The organism is Burkholderia ubonensis subsp. mesacidophila (assembly GCF_002097715.1).
In the GTDB taxonomy this organism is placed as follows: Bacteria; Pseudomonadota; Gammaproteobacteria; order Burkholderiales; family Burkholderiaceae; genus Burkholderia; species Burkholderia mesacidophila.
In genome coordinates, this window is record NZ_CP020737.1 from 2,233,290 (window position 1) to 2,254,864 (window position 21,575).

Genomic DNA, 21,575 nt, shown 5'->3' on the forward strand with positions numbered 1-21,575 from the left:
TTCCCCCACACGCCAGGCCATGTCGACTACACAACAGGGCACCGCCCACACGATCGACGGCGAGCCGATCCCGACGCTCGACGAAATCGCCGCGCAGCACTTCGCGCTGTCGCCATGGGTCTCGCGCACGCCGGTGTTCGAGCGCGCCGACCTGCCTTCGCTCGAAGGCACGCACGTCAACTTCAAGTTCGAACTGCTGCAGGCGAGCGGCAGCTTCAAGGCGCGCGGCGCGTTCACGCACCTGCTCGCGCTCGACGAGGCGCGCCGCAATGCCGGGGTCACCTGCGTGTCGGCCGGCAACCATGCGGCGGCGGTCGCGTATGCGGCGATGCGGCTCGGCAGCAGCGCGAAGGTCGTGATGTTCCATACCGCGAGCCCGACGCGCATCGCGCAATGCAAGCAGTACCGCGCGGAGGTCGTGCTGGCGGCGAGCGCGTCGCAGGCGTTCGATCTCGTGCGCCGGATCGAGGCCGAGGAAGGCCGCTTCTTCATCCATCCGTTCAACGGCTATCACACGATCCTCGGCACCGCGACGCTCGGCTACGAATGGGCGACGCAGACGCCCGACCTCGACGCGGTAATCGTGCCGATCGGCGGCGGCGGGCTCGCGGCCGGCGTGTCGACCGCGCTGCGGCTCGCGAATCCGCGCGTACACGTGTACGGCGTCGAGCCGGAGGGCGCGGACGCGATGAGCCGCAGCTTCGCGGCCAACCACACGGTCAAGATGGCCGCGATGCACACGATCGCCGATTCGCTGATGGCGCCGCACACCGAGGAATACAGCTACCAGCTATGCCGCCGCCACATCGACAGCGTCGTCACCGTCTCCGACGACGCGCTGCGCACGGCGATGCTGTACCTGTTCTCGCACCTGAAGGTCGCCGTCGAGCCCGCCTGCGCGGCGGCGACGGCCGCCCTGCTCGGCCCGCTGCGCGAAACGCTGCAGGGCAAGCGGATCGGCGTGCTGCTGTCTGGCACCAACACCGATCCGGTCACGCTCGGCATGCACCTCGCGCACGCGAAGCTGCTGCGCTGACGCCGCGCGGGGTTATCCACGGTTCGTGTTGAAGAGCCTGTTGAAAAGTTTCTGGAAACTGCGCCAACGCGTTGATCGGACAGCGCTTTCCCCGCGCGACGCGGTTTGCGGCAGCGGCCGTGCGCGGCCCGTCGCGCAGCTTAGGGTTATCCCCAGTTTTTGTTGACAGGACTGTGGAGAACTCGCCGACAAGCACCCCAAGCCATTGTTTCCATTAATAAAACAAACATCGCCCCCGGGCACGCCGCCGATTGGGCAATGTTCGCCGTCACCGCAGGTTATCCACAATTTCTGTTGACAGGCATGTTGATAAGGGCGGGATCGGCGCGCCAAGTCGTTGATGCGCAAGGATTCGTCCGGCGCGCCCGCGGCGCGGGCCGGCGCCTGCGGCACGCCCTTCCGTCATCGCAATAAAAAAACGGCGACCGCATCGCGCGGCCGCCGTTCGTCGTGTCGTCGCCGGGCGCTGCCGCGCCCGCCGTCGTCGATCAGGGCTTGTTGCTCTCGAACATGTCCATGATCTGCTGCTTCTCCTGCGCGGTCACCGGCGGCGGCGCCAGGCCCGCCGCGCCGGCCGAGCCGAGCGCATCGTTCGCATTCATCGCATTGGCTGCCGGGTTGATGTCGACGCTCGCGACGAAGCCGGCGCCCGGCGTGCGATCCGCGTAGTACAGCTCGCCGTCGATCGACGTCAGCCCGTCGGGCATCGGCATCGGCTGCTCGGGCACCCCCTGCAGCGCGGTGCGCATGTAGCCCACCCAGATCGGCAGCGCGAGCTGCGCGCCGAACTCGCGGCTGCCGAGGCTCTTCGGCTGGTCGAAGCCCATCCACGCGACCGCGACGAGCGACTGCTGGTAGCCGGCGAACCAGCCGTCCTTCGCGTCGTTGGTCGTACCGGTCTTGCCCTGCAGGTCGCCGCGGCCCAGCGCGTTGGTGCCCGCGCCCGTGCCGGCCGTCGCGACCGTGTGCAGCAGGCTGTTCATCACGTACGCGTTGCGGCCTTCGATCGTGCGCGGCGCGGTGCCGCCGGCGATCACCGGCTGCGCCTTCTGCAGCGGCTGGCCATGCGCATCGTCGACCTCGGCGATCAGGTACGGATCGACCTTGTAGCCGCCGTTCGCGAACACCGCGTAGCCGGTCGCGAGCTGCAGCGGCGTCACGAGGCCCGCGCCGAGCGCCATCGGCAGGTACGGCGGCGTCTTCGCCGGATCGAAGCCGAAGCGCTGCGTCACGTACTCCTGCGCGTACTGCGTGCCGATCGACGCGAGAATGCGGATCGACACGAGGTTCTTCGAACGCTGCAGGCCGGTGCGCATCGACATCGGGCCGTCCGGCTGGTCGTCGTCCTTCGGCTCCCATGCGGTGCCGCCCGGCACGCTCGGCGGGAAGTACAGCGGCGCGTCGTTGATGATCGTCGCCGGTCCGAGCCCCTTGTCGAGCGACGCGGAGTAGACGAACGGCTTGAACGACGAGCCCGGCTGCCGCCACGCCTGCGTCACGTGGTTGAACTTGCTCTTGTTGTAGTCGAAGCCGCCGACGAGCGAGCGGATCGCGCCGTCCTGCGGCGCGATCGCGACGAGCGCGCCCTCGACCTGCGGCAGTTGCACGACCTGCCAGCCCGTCTTCGCCTCCTTCAGCACGCGCACGATCGAGCCCGGCTTGAGCTTCAGCGTGGCGTTCGCGCGCGGCCCGAGCGCCGCCGCGACGAAGCGCAGCCCGCTCGCGCCGATCGTCGTCGTCGCGCCGCCGACGAACTGCACCTCGACCGCGTTGGGCGCGGCGGACAGCACCACCGCCGACTGCAGGTCGCCGTTGTCCGGGTGGTCGGCGAGCGCGTCGTCGATCGCCTCGTCGCGTTCGTCGCCGGGCGCCGGCAGCGTGATGAAGCCTTCCGGCCCGCGATAGCCGTGGCGGCGCTCGTAATCGAGAATGCCGCGCCGCACCGCCTGGTAGGCCGCTTCCTGGTCCGCCGCATTGATCGTCGTCGTGACCGTCAGGCCGCGCGTATACGTCTCGTCCTTGTACTGTGCGTACATCATCTGCCGCACCATTTCGGAGACGTACTCGCCGTGCACCGCGTACTGGTTGCCCGGGGTACGCACGTGGATCTCTTCCTTGAGTGCCTGGTCGTACTGCGTCTGCGTGATGTAGCCGATCTCGAGCATCCGCTTCAGGATGTATTCCTGGCGCACCTTCGCGCGCTTCGGATTGACGACCGGGTTATACGCGGACGGCGCCTTCGGCAGGCCGGCCAGCATCGCGGCTTCCGCGAGCGTGATGTCCTTCAGGTCCTTGCCGAAATACACGCGCGCGGCCGCGGCGAAACCATACGAGCGCTGGCCGAGGTAGATCTGGTTCATGTACAGCTCGAGGATCTGGTCCTTCGTCAGGGCCTTCTCGATCTTGTACGCGAGCAGCATTTCGTAGATCTTGCGCGTGTAGGTCTTCTCGCTCGACAGGAAGAAGTTGCGCGCGACCTGCATCGTGATCGTGCTCGCGCCCTGGCGCGCGCCGCCGTGCATCAGGTCGGCGACGCCGGCACGCAGGATGCCGAGGAAGTCGACGCCGCCATGCTCGTAGAAGCGATAATCCTCGATCGCGAGCACCGCCTTCTTCATCACGTCGGGAATCTCCTGGAAGCGCACGAGGCTGCGGCGCTCCTCGCCGAATTCGCCGATCAGCACGTGATCGGCCGTGTAGACGCGCAGCGGCACCTTCGGCTGGTAGTTCGTCAGCGCATCGAGCGACGGCAGCTGCGGCGCCATCACGACGAGCGCATAGCCGACGATCAGCGCGCCGATGACGGCAAGCGTGGCGAACAGGCCGACGAACCACAGCGCGACACGCGAGCGGAACGAGCGGCGGCGGCCCCCGCCGCCGTCATGCTGCGGCTCGCGGTGCGCATCGCGGTCGTCGTCATCGGTGTAATAGGCTCCCGCAGGCGAACGGCGCAGCGTGTAGTGAGGTTCGTTCCTGGCGGAAGAAGAAGGTGGTCGTTTGATAATTGGCATGTCGGAATGGCGGGCGCGCATCGCGCCCTCGGACGCATGCGGAATGCAAGCGGATGAATCGAGAGAGAGTGCATCGTGACACATTCGTCACGTCGACAGACCGCGTCGCGCGGCGATCCGTTCCCGCGACGTGACAGCGCATTTTAATGAAATCAATCGATTAGCTTCGCGATTTTTTGTAAAAATTCCCGCGTCGCGGCGCTGCGCGCGTCTTTTTGCCCGCTTGGCCGGCCTATCATGAACACGAAATCACGCGCGCCCGAGCTTTCAATCGTGAAAGACTCGACGCGCGATTTCTCGGCCCGGAATTCGCATCGCTTGAACTTGCGGGTTTAAGCCGTATTTAAGTGATCCGGTGGTGTAATATCCGCCGGCAATCGCGGGCCGAAACCGCGGGCCGGAACCGGCACCGCCGCGGGCCACGCCGCCGCTACGCGGCGTCTTTTATACACGGAGGATTTCATGTCGCTTTTCGACTCTGTTTCGCGCACGATCAAGGGCCTGCTGAACGATGCGGCCGACTCGGTGCAGGACCCGTCGCGCGACGCACGGCAGATCGTGCGGGAGCTCGACGACAGCATCGGCCGCGCCGAAAACTCGCTGATCGAGATCGAAGCGCAGGTCGCGACCCAGCGCAGCAAGCGCGATGCGGCCGACGACAAGGTGAAGAAGTACGAGGACGGCGCCAAGCGCGCGCTGCAGTCGGGCGACGAGTCGCTCGCGCGCGAAGCGCTCGGCGCGCAGGCGAATGCCGAGGCGGAGCGCGACGCGCTCGCCGCGGAACTCGCGACGCTCGAGCCGTCGGTCGACAAGCTGAAGGGGCAGATCGCCGAGATGCGCCAGCGCCGCAACGACCTGAACGCCCGCTCGAACATCCTGCAGGCGAAGCAGGAAATCGCGCAGGCGAAGGACGTCGCGGCCACCGCGCTCGGCGGCATCGGCGGCAAGAACCTGTCGGAAGATTTCCAGAAGCTCGAGGACAAGGTCGCGTTGCAGAACGCGCGTTCCGACGCCCGCCTCAACTCGGCCGACACGTCGAGCGGCAAGGCGCTCGACGACAAGCTCGCCGCGCTGAACAAGGGCCCGTCGGTCGAGGATCGCCTCGCCGCACTGAAGAAGCAGCTCGACACGCCCGCGCAGTAACCGGCGCGCGCCGCCCCGGGTTTCGGCGCGGCGCGCATCGATCGCAAGGAGACGGGCGAACGCGCCCGGTTCGATCATGAAGAAATCCCTCGCCGCTCTCGGCTTCGCGCTGCTGACGCTGTCGTCCGCCGCGTTCGCGGTACCGACGCTGCAGCAGGTCGAGCAGTCGATCGCGCAGCGCGACTGGCAGCGCGCCGACACGCAACTGTCGCAAGTCATCGACGCGCACCCGAACAACGCGCACGCGCACTACCTGTATGCACAGGTGCTCGACCGCGAAGGCCGCACGTCCGACGCGCTCGCGCAGCTGCAACGCGCGAAGACGCTCGATCCGCAGCTGCGGTTCACCGATCCTTCCCGTTTCGCGCAGACGGAAGCGCGCATCCGCGCGGACGCTGGCCGTGTGAGCAACGCGCCGTCGGCAGGCGCTCAAAGCGGCACGCTGCGGTCGTCGCTCGCGCCCGCCGTGGCGCCCGCCGAAAAGCACGGGCCGTCGGCCGGCATGTGGATCGGCCTTGGCCTGATCGTCGCGGTGATCGCGCTGGTGCTGCGCTGGACGCTGCGGCGCGCGCGCTCGGCCGGCGACACGCGCGCCGACGACGAACGCCGCGCGCAACTGAAGCGCGCGACCGACGTGCTCAACGACATCCGTCCGCTCAAGCTCGACGCGCGCCTGTCGACGGCGCCCGGCGCCGCCGCGCTCACGAGCGAGCTCGAGGGGATCGAGACCGATGCGCGTGAACTCGTCGAAGCGCTGTCGAACGGCAAGAACCCGGTGCCGTCGTACCGCGTCGACGAACTCGAGAAACGCCACGCGAGCGTGAAGGCTCGCGTCGAAGGCCGGCCCGATCCGGCTGCGCCGGCGAGCGCGCCGGCCGGCGGCAGCGGCTCGGTGTTCGCGCAGGAAGCGGACCGTCTGAGCGGCGCGCAGGGCCAGCCCTACCCGCCGCAGCAGGTTCCGCCGCCCTATCCGCCGCAGCAGCAACCGCCCGTCGTGATCCAGCAAGGCGGCGGCGGCTTCGGCGGCGGCATGGGCGGACTCCTGACCGGCGTGCTGCTCGGCCAGGCGATGTCCGGCGGACGCGACCGCGTGATCGAGCGCGAGGTGATCGTCGACGACGAGCACCGCCGGCGCGAAGCCGATCCGGGCTTCGACCTCGGCCGCGGCGACGATACGAACTGGGATAACGGCAGCGGCAGCAGCGGCGGCGTCGATCTCGGCAGCAACGACGACGGCTGGACCGACACCTGATCGTCGCGGTTCGGGCGCTGCGCATCGCGCGTCAGCGTCCCGCGCGGTCGGGCTCCAGCGGATGCGGAGCCCGACCGTCGCGCCGATTTGTCAATCATTCAAAGATGGGCTATCGGCAATGGGGCACGTTCGCTATCATGCGGCCATCGGCGTGCCACCGACCCTGAATTCGACGCAGCGCGTCGCGGCACGCCTCCACTTGCCCCAACCAGGAGAAAGCCGCTCATGAGCATCATCAAGGAATTCAAGGAGTTCGCCGTCAAGGGCAACGTGATGGATCTCGCCGTCGGCGTGATCATCGGCGGCGCGTTCTCGAAGATCGTCGACTCGATCGTGAAGGACCTGATCATGCCGGTCATCGGCGTCCTGACGGGCGGCCTGGATTTCTCGAACAAGTTCGTACTGCTCGGCACGATCCCGCCGTCGTTCAAGGGTAATCCCGATTCGTTCAAGGACCTGCAGGCCGCGGGCGTCGCGGCGTTCGGCTACGGTTCGTTCATCACCGTGCTGATCAACTTCATCATCCTCGCGTTCATCATTTTCCTGATGGTGAAATTCATCAACAAGCTGCGCAAGCCCGCGGAAGCCGCGCCGGCCGCGACGCCGGAAGACACCGTGCTGCTGCGCGAGATCCGCGATTCGCTCAAGCAGCGCTGAGCACCGCCCGACATCGTCAGCCAGGCCCGCCGCGTGCGGGCCTTTTTGTTGCCGCGCGCCATCCGGGACGCCGCGCCGGCGCCTCGCATTTTTTTGTGACGAGCGGATGCACGCACCGGGAAACCGGGTCTATGATGGAGACTAAACGACAGTACAGGCGCCAAGCGCTGACTGTGTCGATCGTGGCGAAGCGGGTCGACGGGAGACATCGATCGTCGCACCGCACGAATGCAGCATCTTCGTGTGCTATAAAGGATCGACATGCGGCGTACATAGCCGGGAGTGGGTCGCATGAAAATGCCGCATTTCTTGCAATTGTTTTTGAGGCGAGTGTTTATGTCCTTCCCGAAGAAACGCCGACGCGCGCAGCAGGATGGCCAGGAATCGTTCCTCGCGGTATTGCGCCACTCGAAACCGTTCGCCCAGCTCGACACCAAGATCGCACGCGCCCGCGCGCAGGACGAACCGGTGCTGTACGCGCATGTGCTTCCCGGCCTGGACGTGCTCCTGTGCAGCATACGCGGCGCACAGCCGCCGTACCCGGCCATCGCCGAGTTGCGCAAGCGCTGCATCGAGTCGATCGCCAATGCGCTCGAGCAGCCGCTCGACGGCCTCGAAAACGGCGGCTACTGGTACGAGTCCAACGGCTTCGGCTTCCTCGTGTTCGCGAGCCGCGCCCGTGCGCGCATCCTGCCCGAATTTGGTGCGGGCACGAAAGCGAGCCTGCGCAGCGGGGTCGGGCGACAGAACGCCGGGGACACGACGCCCCGCTCTCTCGGCTGATTCAACGCCGGTTTTCGATGGGCCGCCTCCGGGCGGCCCATCTGTCATTCGCGCGCCGCACGCACGGCCTTCACGCCTGCCGGCGCCCGTTTCCCGGCCTGACGATATCGATGAACGCGGCGAAGTCGGCGTCGGCAAGCCCCATCGCCGCGCCTAGCCGCAGCACCTGCTGGACGGTGGCCGACACCGGCATCACCGCGCCCGTGTCGCGCGCCGCGTCGGCAATCGTGTCGACGTCCTTCTGAAACGTGCCGAGCGCGCCGATCGGCGGATGGCCGCCCGAGGTCATGCGCGGCACGAACGTCTGCAGCAGCACCGAATCCGCCCAGCCGCCGGCCAGCGCTTGCGCGAGGCGCGCGGCGTCGATGCCGCTCGCCTGCGCGAGCCCGACCGCCTCGGCGATCGCGGTGACGGTCGCGGTGACGATCGCCTGGTTGCACAGCTTCGCGGTCTGGCCCGCGCCCGCGTCGCCCATGTGCGTGATGCGCGCGGCGTACGCGTCGATCAGCGGCCGCACCGCATCGAGATCCTCCGCGCAGCCGCCCGCCATCACCGCGAGCGTGCCGGCCTGCGCGCCGGGCACGCCGCCCGACACCGGCGCGTCGACCCAGCCGACGCCGAGCTCCGCCGCGCGCTTCGCATAATCGCGCGTCACGCCGGGCGGAATGCTCGAGTGATCGACGATGCGCCGCACACGGCGCGCCGCCGCGTCGCCGGACAGCAGCCCGTCCGGGCCGAACACGACATCGCCGACCGCGCGCGCATCCAGCACGCACAGCAGCACCGTTTCGACCTGCTCCGCCAGCGCGCGCGGCGTATCGACGACCTGCGCGCCGTCGGCCGCGAGCGCCTCCGATTTCGCGCGCGTGCGATTCCACACGCCGACGCGATGGCCCGCCGCCAGCAGATGCCGAATCATCGGCGCGCCCATCAGTCCCGGTCCGCAAAATCCGACTTCCACGATACGCCTCGTCTCCGATATGGGTTGAACTTGCCGCCCATCATACCTATCACTCAAGAAGCCGGGCGCATTCCGCACGTGGCTGCGCTTGTGCGCTGCGCCCGCGGCGGAACCCGACACGACAGGGAGCGCATCATGAGCGACCACACTTATAAGCTGATCGAACTGACCGGCTCGTCGCGCGAATCGAGCGACGACGCGATCCGCAATGCCATCGCGAAAGCCGCGTCGACGCTGCATAACCTGCACTGGTTCCAGGTGACCGAAACGCGCGGCCACATCGAAGGCAACCAGGTGATTCACTGGCAGGTGACGCTGAAAGTCGGCCTGCGCATCGACGACTGACGCGCGAGCGCCGCGTCACGCCTCATCCCGCCCCGGATGCGCGCCCCGCGCATCCGCGCGCCCTTCGTGCGCCCCGTGCCTGCCGCGATCGCTGCCGTGCCGGCGACCTCCTGCGGGTATCCATCTCTTGACGCTCTTTTTCGTTCATATTAAAAACCATATACCCCCTTCCCCCTCGATCAGCCTGGGCATATAAACGGAGAAATCATGAGTCAGCAACGCGAGGCGATCGACACGTACCTCTTGCGCGTCTTGCACACCCTGTTGATGGAGCGCAGCGTCACGCGCGCGGCCGTCAAACTGAACCAGTCGCAGCCGGCGATCAGCGCCGCGCTGCGGCGCCTGCGCGACATCACCGGCGACCCGTTGCTCGTGCGCGGCAAGTCCGGCATGGTGCCGACCGAATACGGGCTGCGCCTGCTGGAGCCCGTGCAGAACGCGCTGCGCGAGATCGAGCGGATCAAGTTCCAGCAGCACAGCTTCGATCCGGCGACGTCGATCCGCTGCTACCGGATCGGCTGCCCCGACTACCTGAATGTGCTGTTCGTGCCGACCGTCGTCGAGCGCTTCCGTCTGGCCGCGCCGAACGCGACGCTCGAGTTCCACTCGCTGGGCCCCGCGTTCGACTACGAGCTCGCGCTCGAGGACGGCAAGCTCGACATCGTGGTCGGCAACTGGCCGGAACCGCCGGAGCAGCTGCACCTGTCGAACCTGTTCGTCGACGAGATCGTCTGCCTGATGAGCAACACGCATCCGTTCGCGAAGCGCGGCGGCCTCACGCTCGACCAGTACCTGAACGCACCGCACCTCGCGCCGACGCCCTACTCGGTCGGCCAGCGCGGCGCGATCGACGTGCACCTCGCGCGCGAGCGGCTCAAGCGCCACGTGGTCGTCACGCTGCCGTACTTCAACCTCGCGCCGTACGTGCTCGTGAAGTCCGACCTGATCTTCACGACGACGCGCCTGTTCGCCGACCACTACGCGAAGTTCCTGCCGCTGTCGGTCGTGCCGGCGCCGCTCGACTTCCCGCCGATGCAGTACTACCAGCTCTGGCACGAACGCTGCCATTACTCCGACGAAGTGCGCTGGCTGCGCAGCCTCGTCGCCGAGGCCACCCGCACGCTGATCGAGGCGTAACGGCGCGCTTTGCCTGCCGCCGCCGCGCGCCATGGCGGCGCGTGGCGGAGGCAGGCGCGGGTCAGCGCGACGCGTCGACCAGCGCCTGCGCAAGCGCGTTGTGGCGCGCGATGACGGGCGGCAGGTCGAGCGTCGCCAGGCGTCCTTCGCGCACGACGACCTTGCCGTTCACGACCGTGTACGCCGTCTGCGACGGCGCGCAGAACACCAGCGCCGCGACCGGATCGTGCAGCGCCCCGGCAAACAGCGGCTGGCGCAGGTCGAACGCGGCGAAGTCGGCCGCCATGCCGGGCTTCAATGCGCCGATGTCGTCGCGGTTCAGCACCTGCGCGCCGCCCAGCGTCGCGATTTCGAGCGCCTCGCGCGCGGTCATCGCATCCGGCCCGAAGCCGACCCGCTGCAGCAGCAGCGCCTGGCGCACTTCCGCGACCATCTGTGCACCGTCGTTGGACGCCGAACCGTCGACCCCGAGCCCGACCGGCACGCCCGCGAGCCGCATCTTCTTCACCGGCGCGATGCCCGACGCGAGCCGCATGTTCGAGCACGGGCAGTGCGCGACGCCCGTGCCGGTGCGCGCGAACAGGCCGATGCCGGCGTCGTCGAGCTGCACGCAGTGCGCATGCCAAACGTCGTGCCCGACCCAGCCGAGATCCTCTGCATATTCGGCGGGCGTCATCCCGAACTTCTCGCGGCTGTACGCGATGTCGTTGACGTTTTCCGCGAGGTGCGTGTGCAGCGACACGCCGTGCTCACGCGCGAGCACGGCGGCGTCACGCATCAGTTCGCGGCTCACCGAGAACGGCGAGCACGGCGCGACGACCACGCGCAGCATCGCGTAGCGCGCTGCGTCGTGGTAGGTCTCGATCAGCCGCTGCGCGTCGCGCAGGATGTCCGGCTCGCGCTCGACGACCGAATCGGGCGGCAGGCCGCCGTCGCGCTGGCCGACGCTCATCGCGCCGCGGCTTGCGTGAAAGCGCATGCCGATCCGCTGCGCGGCCGCGATGCTGTCGTCGAGCCGGCTGCCGTTCGGGTAGATGTACAGATGATCGCTCGACGTCGTGCAGCCGGACTGCAGCAGCTCGGCCATCGCGGTCAGCGTCGACACCTCGATCATCTCGGGCGTCAGGTGCGCCCAGATCCGGTACAGGTTCGTGAGCCAGCCGAACAGCTCGGCGTTCTGCGCGGCCGGAATCGCGCGCGTCAGGCTCTGGTACATGTGGTGGTGCGTGTTCACGAGCCCCGGGATCACGAGGTGCCCGCGCAGGTCGAGCACCTCGTCGGCCGTGTCGGGCAGCTCGGCGCTCGGGCCGACCGCGACGATCCGGTTGTCTTCGATGTAGAGCCCCGCGTCGCGCAGCTCGCGGCGCGTATCGTCCATGGTCACCAGCACGTCGGCGTGCTTGACCAGCAAGGTCTTCGGGCGGGATGGGGAATCGTGCGGCGCGCGGGCGGGCGCGCCGGAGTGCTGCTCGAGGTTCATGCGTTCTCCGCGTCGGTCTGCCCCAGGGCGGTGCCTGTGGGCGGTCACAAAGCCGTTCGAACGCTGATTCGCGGCACGCCCGGTGCCCGCGTCCGTTCGAACGCCATGGCCCGGTTACCCGGCGTGCTCGCCGTCTTCGGGGTACGCGTCGGCCGGAGCCGACGCGCACGGCGGGAGGATCGCGCAAGCGCGTGCGGCACACAATGCGCGACCCCGAATACCCAGGTTCACGGTTCCGATATGGTACGCGCGCAGCCAGTGCGCGGCGGCGTCCGGCCGCGCGCGGAACGGTGCTGAAACAGCGTTGGAACGGCGTTTTTCGCGCCGTCGACAGCGGCTCATGCGTAGCGCATTATCTTTGCTATCGCTCGCGGTTTTGCATGGTGAACCTTCTTAAAATGCCTGCACGGCGCTCGCTTCAACTTCGCCGACGGGTATGTAGCCACGTGACGTGGAGCCTCGATCCGCCGCACAGTCATTGGATCGGGCCGCCGCCGAACCTCGCATTCACACAAGGACACTACGAATGGGAAAGCTCACTACCCACGTACTCGATACGGCGCACGGTCGTCCCGGCGCCGCGCTCAAGGTGGACCTCTACGCGCTGGACGGCGAATCGCGCCGCGCAATCAAGACCGTGCTGACCAATAGCGACGGCCGCTGCGACGCGCCGCTGCTCGAAGGCGCCGCGCTCGCCGCCGGCGAATACGAGCTGGTGTTCCATGCCGGCGACTACTTCGCGTCGATCGGCGTGCAGGTCCCCGAACCCCGTTTCGTCGATCGCGTCGTGCTGCGCTTCGGCATCGCCGACCCGGGCGCGCACTATCACGTGCCGCTGCTCGTGTCGCCGTGGTCGTACAGCACCTATCGCGGCAGCTGACACCGTATCGGCCGCCCGCAACAAGACAACGATCTGAGTCTGGAGGAGTTTCATGGAAGGCTTCATCACCGACTGGCTGAACCTCGCGCTGCGATGGCTGCACGTCATCGTCGCCATTGCGTGGATCGGCGAGTCCTTCTATTTCGTCGCGCTCGACAACAGCCTGAAACCGCCGACCGACCCGAACCAGCGCAAGCGCGGTGTGTTCGGCGAGCTGTGGCACGTCCACGGCGGTGGTTTCTACAACATGCAGAAGTACACGGTCGCCCCGCCGGAAATGCCGGATGACCTGCATTGGTCCAAGTGGCCGTCGTACACGACCTGGCTGTCGGGCTTCTCGCTGTTCTTCGTGCTGTACCTGCTCGCGCCGAACACGTACCTGATCGACAAGAGCGTGCTCGACATGGGCCCGGTGGTCGCCGTCGCGTCCGCGCTCGGCTTCCTGATGGCCGGCTGGATCGTCTACGACTCGCTGTGCCGCATCCTCGGCACCAACGACCGCGTGCTCGGCATCTGCGTCGGCATCTATGTCGTCGCCGCCGCGTACCTCGCGTGCCACATCTTCGCAGGCCGTGCCGCGTACCTGATCGTCGGCGCGATGCTCGCGACGATCATGTCGGCGAACGTGTTCTTCGTGATCATCCCCGGCCAGCGCAAGATGGTCGACAAGATGCTCAAGGGCGAGGAGCCGAACCCGATCTACGGCAAGCGCGGCAAGCAGCGCTCGGTGCACAACACGTACTTCACGCTGCCCGTCGTGTTCGCGATGCTGTCGAACCACTATGCGATGACGTACACGAACAAGTTCAACTGGGTCGTGCTCGTGCTGATCATGCTGGCCGGCGCGCTGATCCGCCAGTTCTTCGTGATGCGTCACCGCGGCAAGCAGCTGTGGTACCTGCCGATCGGCGGCGTCGCGCTGCTGGCAGGCGCGCTGGTATGGACGACGCCGAAGCCGGTCGCGCCGGAAGCGCAGGCCGCGAACGCGCCGAAGGTCGTGATCAACGACATCATGCCGATCCTGCAGCAGCGCTGCGTCGAGTGCCACTCGGCCAAGCCGACGCTGATGGGCAGCGCGCCCGCCGGCGTGATGTTCGACACGCCGGACGAAGTGTCGAAGAACGCGCAGCGGATCTACGAGCAGGCCGTGCGACTGAAGGCGATGCCGATCGGCAACGTCACGCACATGACAGACGACGAGCGCACCAAGCTCGCCGCCTGGTTCGAGGGTGGCGCGAACAAGTAAGCCGCCGTGCGCCGCTTGCCGGCGCAATCCTCTCCGTTCGCGGGCCCGGTGACGGGCCCGTTTTTTTTTGCGTGTCCCGGATGCCCTTCGCGCTTCAGCCGCGCATCGCGTCGCGCTGGAGCGCGACGAGCGCATCGAGCGCGCGCGGGCCGTCGTCGAACGGCACGAAGATGTGATCGTGGTAGGCGGCCGCCATCACGTTGCAGCTGATGCCGGCCGCGCCGAGTGCCCGCGCGAACGCCGCCGTGAGACCGACGGCCGCAAGGTCGGAATGCACGGTCAGCGTGATCCAGGCAGCACGGAACAGCACGGGCCAGCCGCGACGCGCGGCCGTTTCCTCGCTGACGACGACAGTCAATCCCTCCGCTTCACGGAACGTCGCAATCGTTTCGGATGACGATACGTCTACGTCATGCGACAGCGATACGAATGCGTAAGCGCCCGGATGCAGTTCGGGCTGCATCGTGCGCAGCAGGATCGCGAGGTCGGTTTCGGGTCGGCTCATTGGACAATGATGCGTCCGGATCGGACGCCGTACGGTGGCGATGCGGGCACGATAGCACGCGCGACGACGTACTGGGGCGCTACGTCGTGGCGGTCGATGACGGCAACGCGTACGTCGGAGCCGGTCTCGGCATTCCGTGGCTGCCGGACTACGTGGCCGCCGCGCCTCGGACTCGCGGCGAACTGTGGTGCCGCTGTTCGAGCACTGGCAACTCGATCCGATGCCGATGTACGTGGCCTTTCCGCCGAACCGGCACGTCAGCGCGAAGCTGCGCGTGTTCATCGACTGGATCGCCGAGCTGATGGCGCTGCATGCGCCGGTCGCGAACCCGCGTCGCAAAGCGACGACGCTCGCGCAGACATGAATCGGCCGCCTCGGCGAACACAAAAAACCCGCGCGATATGCGCGGGTTTCGGTAGATCCGTGAGCCGCGTCGCCGACTCAGTCCGTCATCGCGTGCAGCGCCTCCTCGGTCAGCCACAGCGATTCCTGCAGGTCCTGCTCGTTGAGGTTCATCCCGTCCCCGCCGCGATCGACGACGATGAAGTCGCTGACGTCGCCGAGCGCGATCAGCGGGTGATGCCACACGCCCTTCGCATAGTTGACGCCCTGCCAGCCGCTCGTCACGAACGCGCGAATCTGCGCCGGGTCGAGCTCGCCCGTGGGCGCGACGACGACGAGATACGGCTTGTCGTTCAGCGGCACGAACGCCTGGCTGCCGAGCGGATGCCGCTCGAGCATCTTCACCTCGAACGGCAGCGTGCGCGGCTGGCCGCGAAACAGGTTGACGAGCGTGCGGCCGCCTTCGTCCTCGACATCGACCTTCGCGAGATCGTGAAAGCGGATCGTCGTGCCGAGGTTGATCGGGATCTGCTTTGCGCCTTCCGTCTCGATCACGTCGCCGAACGGCGCGAACGCTTCCCTGGTCAGCGGTTCGATGACGAGCGTCTTCATTTGTCGAGCGTCCCGAAGAGGCGCAGGCGCGACACGCCGCCGTCCGGAATGATGTTCAGGCGCACGTGCGTGACGGGCCCGAGCGACGCGACCTCGTGCTCGAAATAATGCTGCTTGTCCATCTGCAGCTTCTGCTCGCCGAGCAGCGCCGGCCAGAACATCGACTGCGTGATCAGCGAGCTGTCGGTGCCGCCCGTCACGTACGCGGCCTGGATCGAGCAGCGGTCCGGATAGTTGCCCTTGAAGAACGCGGTGTCGACTTCGATCTTGCGGATCACGCCCGGCTGCGCGAGCGCGATGATCGCCCAGTCGTTGCCCGGCTCGCGGCGGCGGCGGGTTTCCCAGCCGTCGCCCATGTTCACGCCGCGGCCCGGCAGCAGCAGGTTCGATGCGAGGCCGAAGTGCTGGTTGTTCGCGGCGACCACGTAGCCGCCGTTTTCCGTCGCCGCGAGATCGAACAGCTCGGTCGCGCTCGCGCCGGCCCAGTCGAGCTGCGGCTGGCCGTACACGCGCAGGCGCGCGATGCCGCCGTCCGGGTAGATGTTCACGCGCAGGTGCGTGAACGCGCGCGCGTCGCTCGCCTCGACGTAGTGGTGGCTGTTGCCCTGCAGCGTCGTCGACGGCACGATCTCGACCCACTCGGTCGCCTGCGTCGGCGCGCCGTCGGCCACGTGCGCGGCCTCGATCGACGCGGCCGGAGGGAAGTTGCCGGTGAAGTGGCTCGTGTCGATGTCGAAGCCCTTGATCACACCCGGGCGCGCGAGCTTGACGATGCACCAGTCGTAGCCGGTCGTGCGCTTGCGGCGCGTTTCCCAGCCGTCCATCCACTTGCCGTGGTCGTCGTACTTGCCGGGGATGAACACCGCCGGCTCGGGGTTCAGCATGCGCTCCTTCGGCGCGAAGAAATCGTCGCTGGCCTCGAGCGCCTGCGCACCGAGACGCGGGTCGGCGAGATTCACGTAGCGGCGCGTGAAGTCAGGTGCGTTGGGGTCGAGAAGCGGGATTGCCATGGTGTGTCCTTGTCAGTATTGCGAAGCGGCCGCTGCGATGCAGCCGGCCATATTGTGGTGTCACGCGTCGATCAGGTCGTCGAGCCGGAAGCGCGCAATCCGGTAGATCTGGTCGAGGCTCGCGCGCAGCTCTTCGGTGCGCGAATGATTCACGCGCGACTCGAAGTTCGCGATGATCCCGTGCCGATCGTAGCCACGCACCGCGAGGATGAACGGGAAGCCGAACTTCTCGCGATAGGTGCGGTTCAGCGTCTGCAGCCTGTCGAATTCTTCCTGCGTGCACTGGCTGAGGCCCGCGCCGCTCTGCTCGCGCGTCGATTCGACGGTCAGCTCGCCGCGCACCGCGGCCTTGCCCGCGAGCTCCGGGTGCGCGTTGATCAGCGCGAGCTGGCGCACTTCGCCTGCCGACTCCACCGCGCCCGACATCGTCTCGTGCAGCGCGTCGATGCTCGCGTACGGCCGCGCGCCCGCGGCCGCCTCGGCGACCCACGGCGAATGTTCGAAGATCCCGGACAGCGCCGCGACGAATGCGCCCGGCGCCATCGTGTTCAGTTGCTCCAACGTGTAACGCATCGCCTTCATGCTTTCCCTTGGTTCCGTTGATTGGGCTGATACGGATGATGTTCATGCCAGTGACGCGCGATATCGACACGCCGCGTCACCCATACGCGATCGTGCTGCTCGATGTGGTCGAGGAACCGTTGCAGCGCGCGGAACCGGCCCGGCCGGCCGAGCAGCCGGCAGTGCATGCCGATCGACAGCATCTTCGGCGCCTCGTCGCCCTCCTCGTACAGCACGTCGAATGCGTCGCGCAGGTAGTGGAAGAAGTGATCCGCGGTGTTGAAGCCCTGCGGCGTCGCGAAGCGCATGTCGTTGGTGTCGAGCGTGTACGGCACGATCAGCTGCGGCGTCGTGCCGCCGCCCGACACGTCGACGTCCATCCAGAACGGCAGGTCGTCACCGTAATTGTCCGAGTCGTACAGGAAGCCGCCGTATTCGGCGACGAGCCGGTGCGTGTTCGGGCTGTCGCGGCCGGTGTACCAGCCGAGCGGCCGCACGCCGGTCACGCGCTCGATCGCCGCCATGCCGAGCCGCATGTGCTCGGCCTCGAGCTCGGGCGTCATGCCCTGGTAGTGGATCCACCGCCAGCCGTGGCACGCGATTTCATGGCCGAGCTCGACGAACGCGCGCGCGAGCTCCGGATGCCGCTCGATCGCCATGCCGACGCCGAACACGGTCAACGGCAGGCCGCGCTTCTCGAACTCGCGCAGGATGCGCCACACGCCGGCCCGCGACCCGTATTCGTAGATCGACTCCATGCTCATGTGGCGGTCCGGATACGCGGCCGCACCGACGATTTCCGACAGGAACTGCTCGGAGCCGGGGTCGCCGTGCAGCACGCAGTTCTCGCCGCCCTCTTCGTAGTTCAGCACGAACTGCACCGCGACGCGCGCCCGCCCGGGCCAGTTCGCCTGCACCGGATGGCGGCCGTAGCCGATCAGATCGCGTGGATAGTTGGGATCGAGTGACATGGTTCGATGTGCGACGAAAGCCTGCTGAAGTAATGGGTATCGATCGGCCCGGCCGGCGGGCCGCCGCGTTCGCACCGGCTGCGCGGCGCCCCCGCGAGCCGATGCGAACGACGGCCCAGTGTAGCGAAAACGCCCATATGCGCCCATACAGCGGCGCAGATAGTGCGTGTCAGACGGTGTGTATGTGCGGGTGCGGCAAAGCGGCGGCGTCCGCCTGCGGCGCGGCCGCGCCCGGCCGGCCCGGCGCCGGGTCCGCCGCGTCCCCGGGCGGGCTGAAGCGCGCGAATTCGCCGTCATAGCGCTTCGGCAGCGGGCGCGCGTAATCGCCGCGCTTCGCGGTCGCGAGCCGCAGCGCGACGAGCGCCTCGGCCCACTTCACCGCCGCCGTGACGCCTTCGACCACCGGCGCGCCGATCTGCTGCTCGATCTCGTGCGCGAATTCGGCCATCCCCGCGCAGCCGAGCACGATCGCGTCGGCGCCGTCCTCATCGAGCGCGCGCCGGCATTCGTCGACGATGATCCGGCGCGCGGCCGAGCCGGGCCGGTCGAGTTCGAGCACCGCGACGTCGGTCGCGCGCACGTTGCGGCAGAACCGCTTCATCCCGTAGCGTTCGGCCAGATGCCACGCCATCCCGCAGGTGCGCGCGAGCGTCGTGACGACCGAGAAGCCGGGCGCGAGCACGCTCGCCGCGTGCATCGCCGCCTCGGCGATGCCGATCACGGGCCCGCGCGCGAGCTCACGCGCCGCATGCAGCCCCGGATCGCCGAAGCATGCGATCACGTACGCGTCGAAGCCGTCGCGCTCGCCCTGCGCGATCTCGGCCAGCAGCCCGGGGGTGGCGAGCGCCTCGTCGTAATAGCCTTCGATCGACGGCGGGCCCATCGGCGGGCTGACCGCCACCACCGCGGTGCCGGCGCCCGCGACCTCGCGCGCGCAGCGGCCCATCGCGTCGGTCATCCGCCGCGTCGTGTTCGGATTGATCAGCTTGATCTTCATCGCGCGCTCCTCAGGCCTTGCCGTTCGCCAGCAGGCGGTAGAACCCGAACCCGAGCGCCGCGCCGATGAACCACGAGAAGTTCGCGACGCCCTGCCAGCCCGGCATCATCACGCAGACGATCGCGATCAGCGCGGCCGGAAGCAGCGCGGCGAGCGCGCGACGGTTGACGCCGCCCGTGTACCAGTACGCGCCGCGCTCGGACATCGTGTACAGGTCGTCGCGCACGATCCGGCCGCGCTTGACGAGGTAGAAGTCGGCGATCAGCACGCCGTACAGCGGGCCGATGAACGCGCCGAGCACGTCGAGCGTGTAATGGATCACGGCCGGGTTGTTGAACAGGTTCCACGGCGTGATGAAGATCGACGCGACCGCCGCGAGCATCCCGCCCGCGCGCCAGCTGATGAGCCGCGGCGCGACGTTCGAGAAGTCGAACGCGGGCGACACGAAGTTCGCGACGATGTTGATGCCGATCGTCGCGATCGTGAACGTCAGCGCGCCGAGGATGACCGCGGTCGGATGATCGATGCGCCCGACCGTCTCGACCGGATCGGTGATCAGCTCGCCGAACACCGGCAGCGTCGCGGCGGTCGTGATCACCGTGACGAGCGAGAACGCGAGGAAGTTGACCGGCAGACCCCAGAAGTTGCCGCGCTTCACGTCGCCGAAGCTCCTGCAATAGCGCGAGAAGTCGCCGAAATTCAGCATCGGCCCGGAGAAGTACGACACGACGAGCGAGATCGCGGTGATCATCACCGGGATCACCTCGGCGCCGTGATACTTGACGCCGCCGAGGTTGATGCCGATGTTGCGCCAGCCCGCGCGCCACACCATGTAGCCCGCGAGGATGAACATCACGACATAGACGGCCGGGCCCGCGAAGTCGATGAATTTCTTGATCGTCTCCATCCCGTTCCAGAACACGAACGCCTGCAGCACCCACAGCAGCATGAAGCCCGCCCAGCCGACCGCAGACAGCCCGAACAAGCCGTAGCGGTGCACGTCCGCATACGGCAGCCACTGCGGAAAAAACTTCAGCACGACGATCACGAGCGCGCTCGACGCGAGATAGGTCTGGATCCCGTACCACGCGATCGCGATCAGCCCGCGGATCACCGCCGGCACGTTCGCGCCGAGCACGCCGAACGTCGCTCGGCACGCGACCGGATACGGCACGCCGATCTGCTGGCTCGGCCGCGCGATCAGGTTGCACAGCACGTTGACGAGGCCGATGCCGACGATCAGCGCGATCAGCACCTGCCAGCTCGTCAGACCGAGCGCGAACAGGCTGCCCGCGAACACGTAGCCGCCGACGCTGTGCACGTCCGACATCCAGAACGCGAAGATGTTGTACGAACCCCATTTCTGATTCTTAAGGGGTGCCAAATCTTCGTTATACAGACGTTCACTGAAACCACCCGGCAATGGCGGGCTGCTCTCCTCGCTGCCGCCCTCCGCCGGATATGCGCTGTCGTGCACCACACTGAACTGAGCCATGACCTCTCCTTGACCGCGGCCGCAGGGCCGCTTCATCGTCGTCGAAATCGCCCCGGACCGTCGTCCCGGGGTCGGACCTGCGGCCGCGGCGCGAACCGCGGACCGGCACTGCTTCAGTTCGGGTGGCGCGTGAATCCGGTTCCGTCGCCGCTTACGCGGCGCCGCCGAACACCTCGCGCAAATCGACCGCCCCGGGCGCGGGCCGGTCCAGCATCTTCAATTCGACGTGTTGCAGGTGGTGCGCCATCAGCTCCGCCGCGCGCTTCGCGTCCCCCGCTTCCAGCGCGACGAGGATCGCGCCGTGATCGTCGAACGAACACGGGCTTCGCCCGTGCGATTCGTACAGCGCCGACATCAGCGTCGAGCGCGCGACGAGGCCGTCGAGGCACGCGCTGAGCGTCGCATTGCCCATCAGCGCGGCGAGCGCCGTATGGAACTCGCCCGACAGGCGGATCCACGCCGGGACGTCACGCCGCTCGAACGCCTTGCGCTCCTTGTCGATCAGCGCCGCGACGCCCTTCAGGCGTTTCGCGCCCGGCCCGGTCGCAAGCCGTTCGACCACCGCCAGCTCGATGATCCGGCGCATCTCGAACACCTCGTGCACGTCCTGCAGCGTCGGGCTCGCGACGAACGCGCCGCGATTCGGCTCCAGGTCGACCAGCCGGTCGGTCGCGAGCAGCGCGAGCGCCTGGCGGATCGTCCCGCGCTTGACGCCGAACACGTCGCACAGCTGCGCCTCGGTCAGCTTCGCGCCGGGCGCGAGCCGATGCTCGAGGATCGCCGTGCGGATACGCTCGGCGATCGCTTCGGGTCCGGGCGCGCCGGACGGGACGGATTCGGGCTCGTTCATGATCTGCATCGTCTGATGGTCCTCATCGTAGAACGGACACAAAGATTGTCAACAATTCATTTCGTCAATTTTGCACAATCGGCGCGCATCGCGGTGAGCCGGCGTGGTGCAATCCACGCCAAATCCCTGCGCTACAAGCCTGAATCGCCTGTCGACAGTGATCCTTGCCCGCATTGACGCCGGTAATTTTGTTGACAAAATTGGTGCACGGCAGAAGCGGCACCGCGTTGCGCGGCGCCCGAATGCTTGACCGTTAGTTGCGAGACCGCGTAAAGAAAAAGGCGGAAGACCCGCCCTTTCG

Annotated in this window: 20 protein-coding genes and 1 pseudogene; 10 read left to right on the plus strand and 11 right to left on the minus strand. The window is 67.5% G+C overall.

Features of this window, described 5'->3' with window-relative positions:
• The first annotated feature begins 19 nt into the window (after positions 1-19).
• Positions 20-1,036: a threonine/serine dehydratase family protein gene (locus B7P44_RS10460; RefSeq protein ID WP_084903636.1), complete on the plus strand. Its 1,017-nt coding sequence runs from the start codon at positions 20-22 to the stop codon at positions 1,034-1,036.
• 488 nt (positions 1,037-1,524) lie between these two features.
• Here the strand turns inward: B7P44_RS10460 and B7P44_RS10465 are convergent, their stop codons facing one another.
• Positions 1,525-4,047 carry a penicillin-binding protein 1A gene (locus B7P44_RS10465; protein ID WP_084903639.1) on the minus strand — a complete coding sequence of 841 codons (2,523 nt, stop codon included), beginning with the start codon at positions 4,045-4,047 and terminating at the stop codon, positions 1,525-1,527.
• A gap of 462 nt (positions 4,048-4,509) precedes the next feature.
• On the opposite strand from B7P44_RS10465, the gene B7P44_RS10470 reads away from it, so the two are divergent.
• From B7P44_RS10470 to B7P44_RS10485, 4 genes are all read left to right on the plus strand, one after another.
• A complete protein-coding gene (locus B7P44_RS10470; protein WP_084903643.1) occupies positions 4,510-5,190 on the plus strand; it encodes a PspA/IM30 family protein in 681 nt (226 codons plus the stop codon).
• A gap of 76 nt (positions 5,191-5,266) precedes the next feature.
• Positions 5,267-6,442, plus strand: coding sequence for a tetratricopeptide repeat protein (locus B7P44_RS10475; RefSeq protein WP_084903645.1), 1,176 nt, complete (start codon positions 5,267-5,269; stop codon positions 6,440-6,442).
• 225 nt (positions 6,443-6,667) lie between these two features.
• Positions 6,668-7,099: a large conductance mechanosensitive channel protein MscL gene (mscL, locus tag B7P44_RS10480; RefSeq protein ID WP_084903648.1), complete on the plus strand. Its 432-nt coding sequence runs from the start codon at positions 6,668-6,670 to the stop codon at positions 7,097-7,099.
• 336 nt (positions 7,100-7,435) lie between these two features.
• On the plus strand, positions 7,436-7,882 hold the full coding sequence (locus tag B7P44_RS10485; RefSeq protein WP_193834365.1) for a hypothetical protein: 447 nt from the start codon (positions 7,436-7,438) through the stop codon (positions 7,880-7,882).
• Between the two features lie 70 nt (positions 7,883-7,952).
• Here B7P44_RS10485 and B7P44_RS10490 read toward each other — a convergent pair whose 3' ends face one another.
• Positions 7,953-8,843, minus strand: a complete 891-nt coding sequence (locus B7P44_RS10490; protein ID WP_084903653.1) for an NAD(P)-dependent oxidoreductase — start codon at positions 8,841-8,843, stop codon at positions 7,953-7,955.
• Positions 8,844-8,978: 135 nt separating this feature from the next.
• On the opposite strand from B7P44_RS10490, the gene B7P44_RS10495 reads away from it, so the two are divergent.
• Both B7P44_RS10495 and B7P44_RS10500 read left to right on the plus strand, forming a co-directional pair.
• On the plus strand, positions 8,979-9,188 hold the full coding sequence (locus B7P44_RS10495; protein WP_084903655.1) for a dodecin: 210 nt from the start codon (positions 8,979-8,981) through the stop codon (positions 9,186-9,188).
• Positions 9,189-9,395: 207 nt separating this feature from the next.
• On the plus strand, positions 9,396-10,325 hold the full coding sequence (locus B7P44_RS10500; protein ID WP_084903657.1) for a LysR substrate-binding domain-containing protein: 930 nt from the start codon (positions 9,396-9,398) through the stop codon (positions 10,323-10,325).
• Positions 10,326-10,386: 61 nt separating this feature from the next.
• On the opposite strand, the gene B7P44_RS10505 is transcribed toward B7P44_RS10500, so the two are convergent.
• Positions 10,387-11,805, minus strand: a complete 1,419-nt coding sequence (locus B7P44_RS10505) for an 8-oxoguanine deaminase (RefSeq protein ID WP_084906584.1) — start codon at positions 11,803-11,805, stop codon at positions 10,387-10,389.
• 526 nt (positions 11,806-12,331) lie between these two features.
• Between B7P44_RS10505 and uraH the strand changes: the two genes are divergently transcribed.
• Positions 12,332-12,685, plus strand: coding sequence for a hydroxyisourate hydrolase (uraH, locus tag B7P44_RS10515; RefSeq protein WP_084903660.1), 354 nt, complete (start codon positions 12,332-12,334; stop codon positions 12,683-12,685).
• A 52-nt stretch (positions 12,686-12,737) separates the two neighbouring features.
• Positions 12,738-13,931: a urate hydroxylase PuuD gene (locus tag B7P44_RS10520; protein ID WP_084903662.1), complete on the plus strand. Its 1,194-nt coding sequence runs from the start codon at positions 12,738-12,740 to the stop codon at positions 13,929-13,931.
• A 94-nt stretch (positions 13,932-14,025) separates the two neighbouring features.
• On the opposite strand, the gene B7P44_RS10525 is transcribed toward B7P44_RS10520, so the two are convergent.
• Positions 14,026-14,436, minus strand: a complete 411-nt coding sequence (locus tag B7P44_RS10525) for an ACT domain-containing protein (protein WP_084903664.1) — start codon at positions 14,434-14,436, stop codon at positions 14,026-14,028.
• 68 nt (positions 14,437-14,504) lie between these two features.
• On the opposite strand from B7P44_RS10525, the pseudogene B7P44_RS37485 reads away from it, so the two are divergent.
• Positions 14,505-14,800, plus strand: a pseudogene (locus B7P44_RS37485) (LysR substrate-binding domain-containing protein); the annotation flags it as partial.
• A gap of 77 nt (positions 14,801-14,877) precedes the next feature.
• Here the strand turns inward: B7P44_RS37485 and B7P44_RS10535 are convergent.
• From B7P44_RS10535 to B7P44_RS10565, 7 genes are all read right to left on the minus strand, one after another.
• Positions 14,878-15,390 (minus strand): ureidoglycolate lyase, encoded by a 513-nt coding sequence (locus B7P44_RS10535; RefSeq protein ID WP_084903666.1) that lies wholly within the window; start codon positions 15,388-15,390, stop codon positions 14,878-14,880.
• On the minus strand, positions 15,387-16,400 hold the full coding sequence (gene alc, locus B7P44_RS10540) for an allantoicase (RefSeq protein WP_084903669.1): 1,014 nt from the start codon (positions 16,398-16,400) through the stop codon (positions 15,387-15,389). Before alc ends, B7P44_RS10535 begins: the two co-directional genes overlap by 4 nt.
• A 60-nt stretch (positions 16,401-16,460) precedes the next feature.
• Positions 16,461-16,982, minus strand: coding sequence for a 2-oxo-4-hydroxy-4-carboxy-5-ureidoimidazoline decarboxylase (gene uraD, locus B7P44_RS10545; RefSeq protein WP_084903671.1), 522 nt, complete (start codon positions 16,980-16,982; stop codon positions 16,461-16,463).
• Complete coding sequence (gene puuE / locus B7P44_RS10550) at positions 16,979-17,932, minus strand: allantoinase PuuE (protein ID WP_084903675.1); 954 nt, start codon at positions 17,930-17,932, stop codon at positions 16,979-16,981. The genes uraD and puuE overlap by 4 nt, the downstream gene beginning before the upstream one ends.
• Before the next feature lie 169 nt (positions 17,933-18,101).
• Positions 18,102-18,929, minus strand: a complete 828-nt coding sequence (locus B7P44_RS10555) for an aspartate/glutamate racemase family protein (RefSeq protein ID WP_084903678.1) — start codon at positions 18,927-18,929, stop codon at positions 18,102-18,104.
• A gap of 10 nt (positions 18,930-18,939) precedes the next feature.
• Positions 18,940-20,424, minus strand: a complete 1,485-nt coding sequence (locus B7P44_RS10560) for an NCS1 family nucleobase:cation symporter-1 (RefSeq protein WP_084903680.1) — start codon at positions 20,422-20,424, stop codon at positions 18,940-18,942.
• Positions 20,425-20,575: 151 nt separating this feature from the next.
• Complete coding sequence (locus tag B7P44_RS10565; protein WP_059609130.1) at positions 20,576-21,283, minus strand: GntR family transcriptional regulator; 708 nt, start codon at positions 21,281-21,283, stop codon at positions 20,576-20,578.
• Between the last annotated feature and the right edge of the window lie 292 nt (positions 21,284-21,575).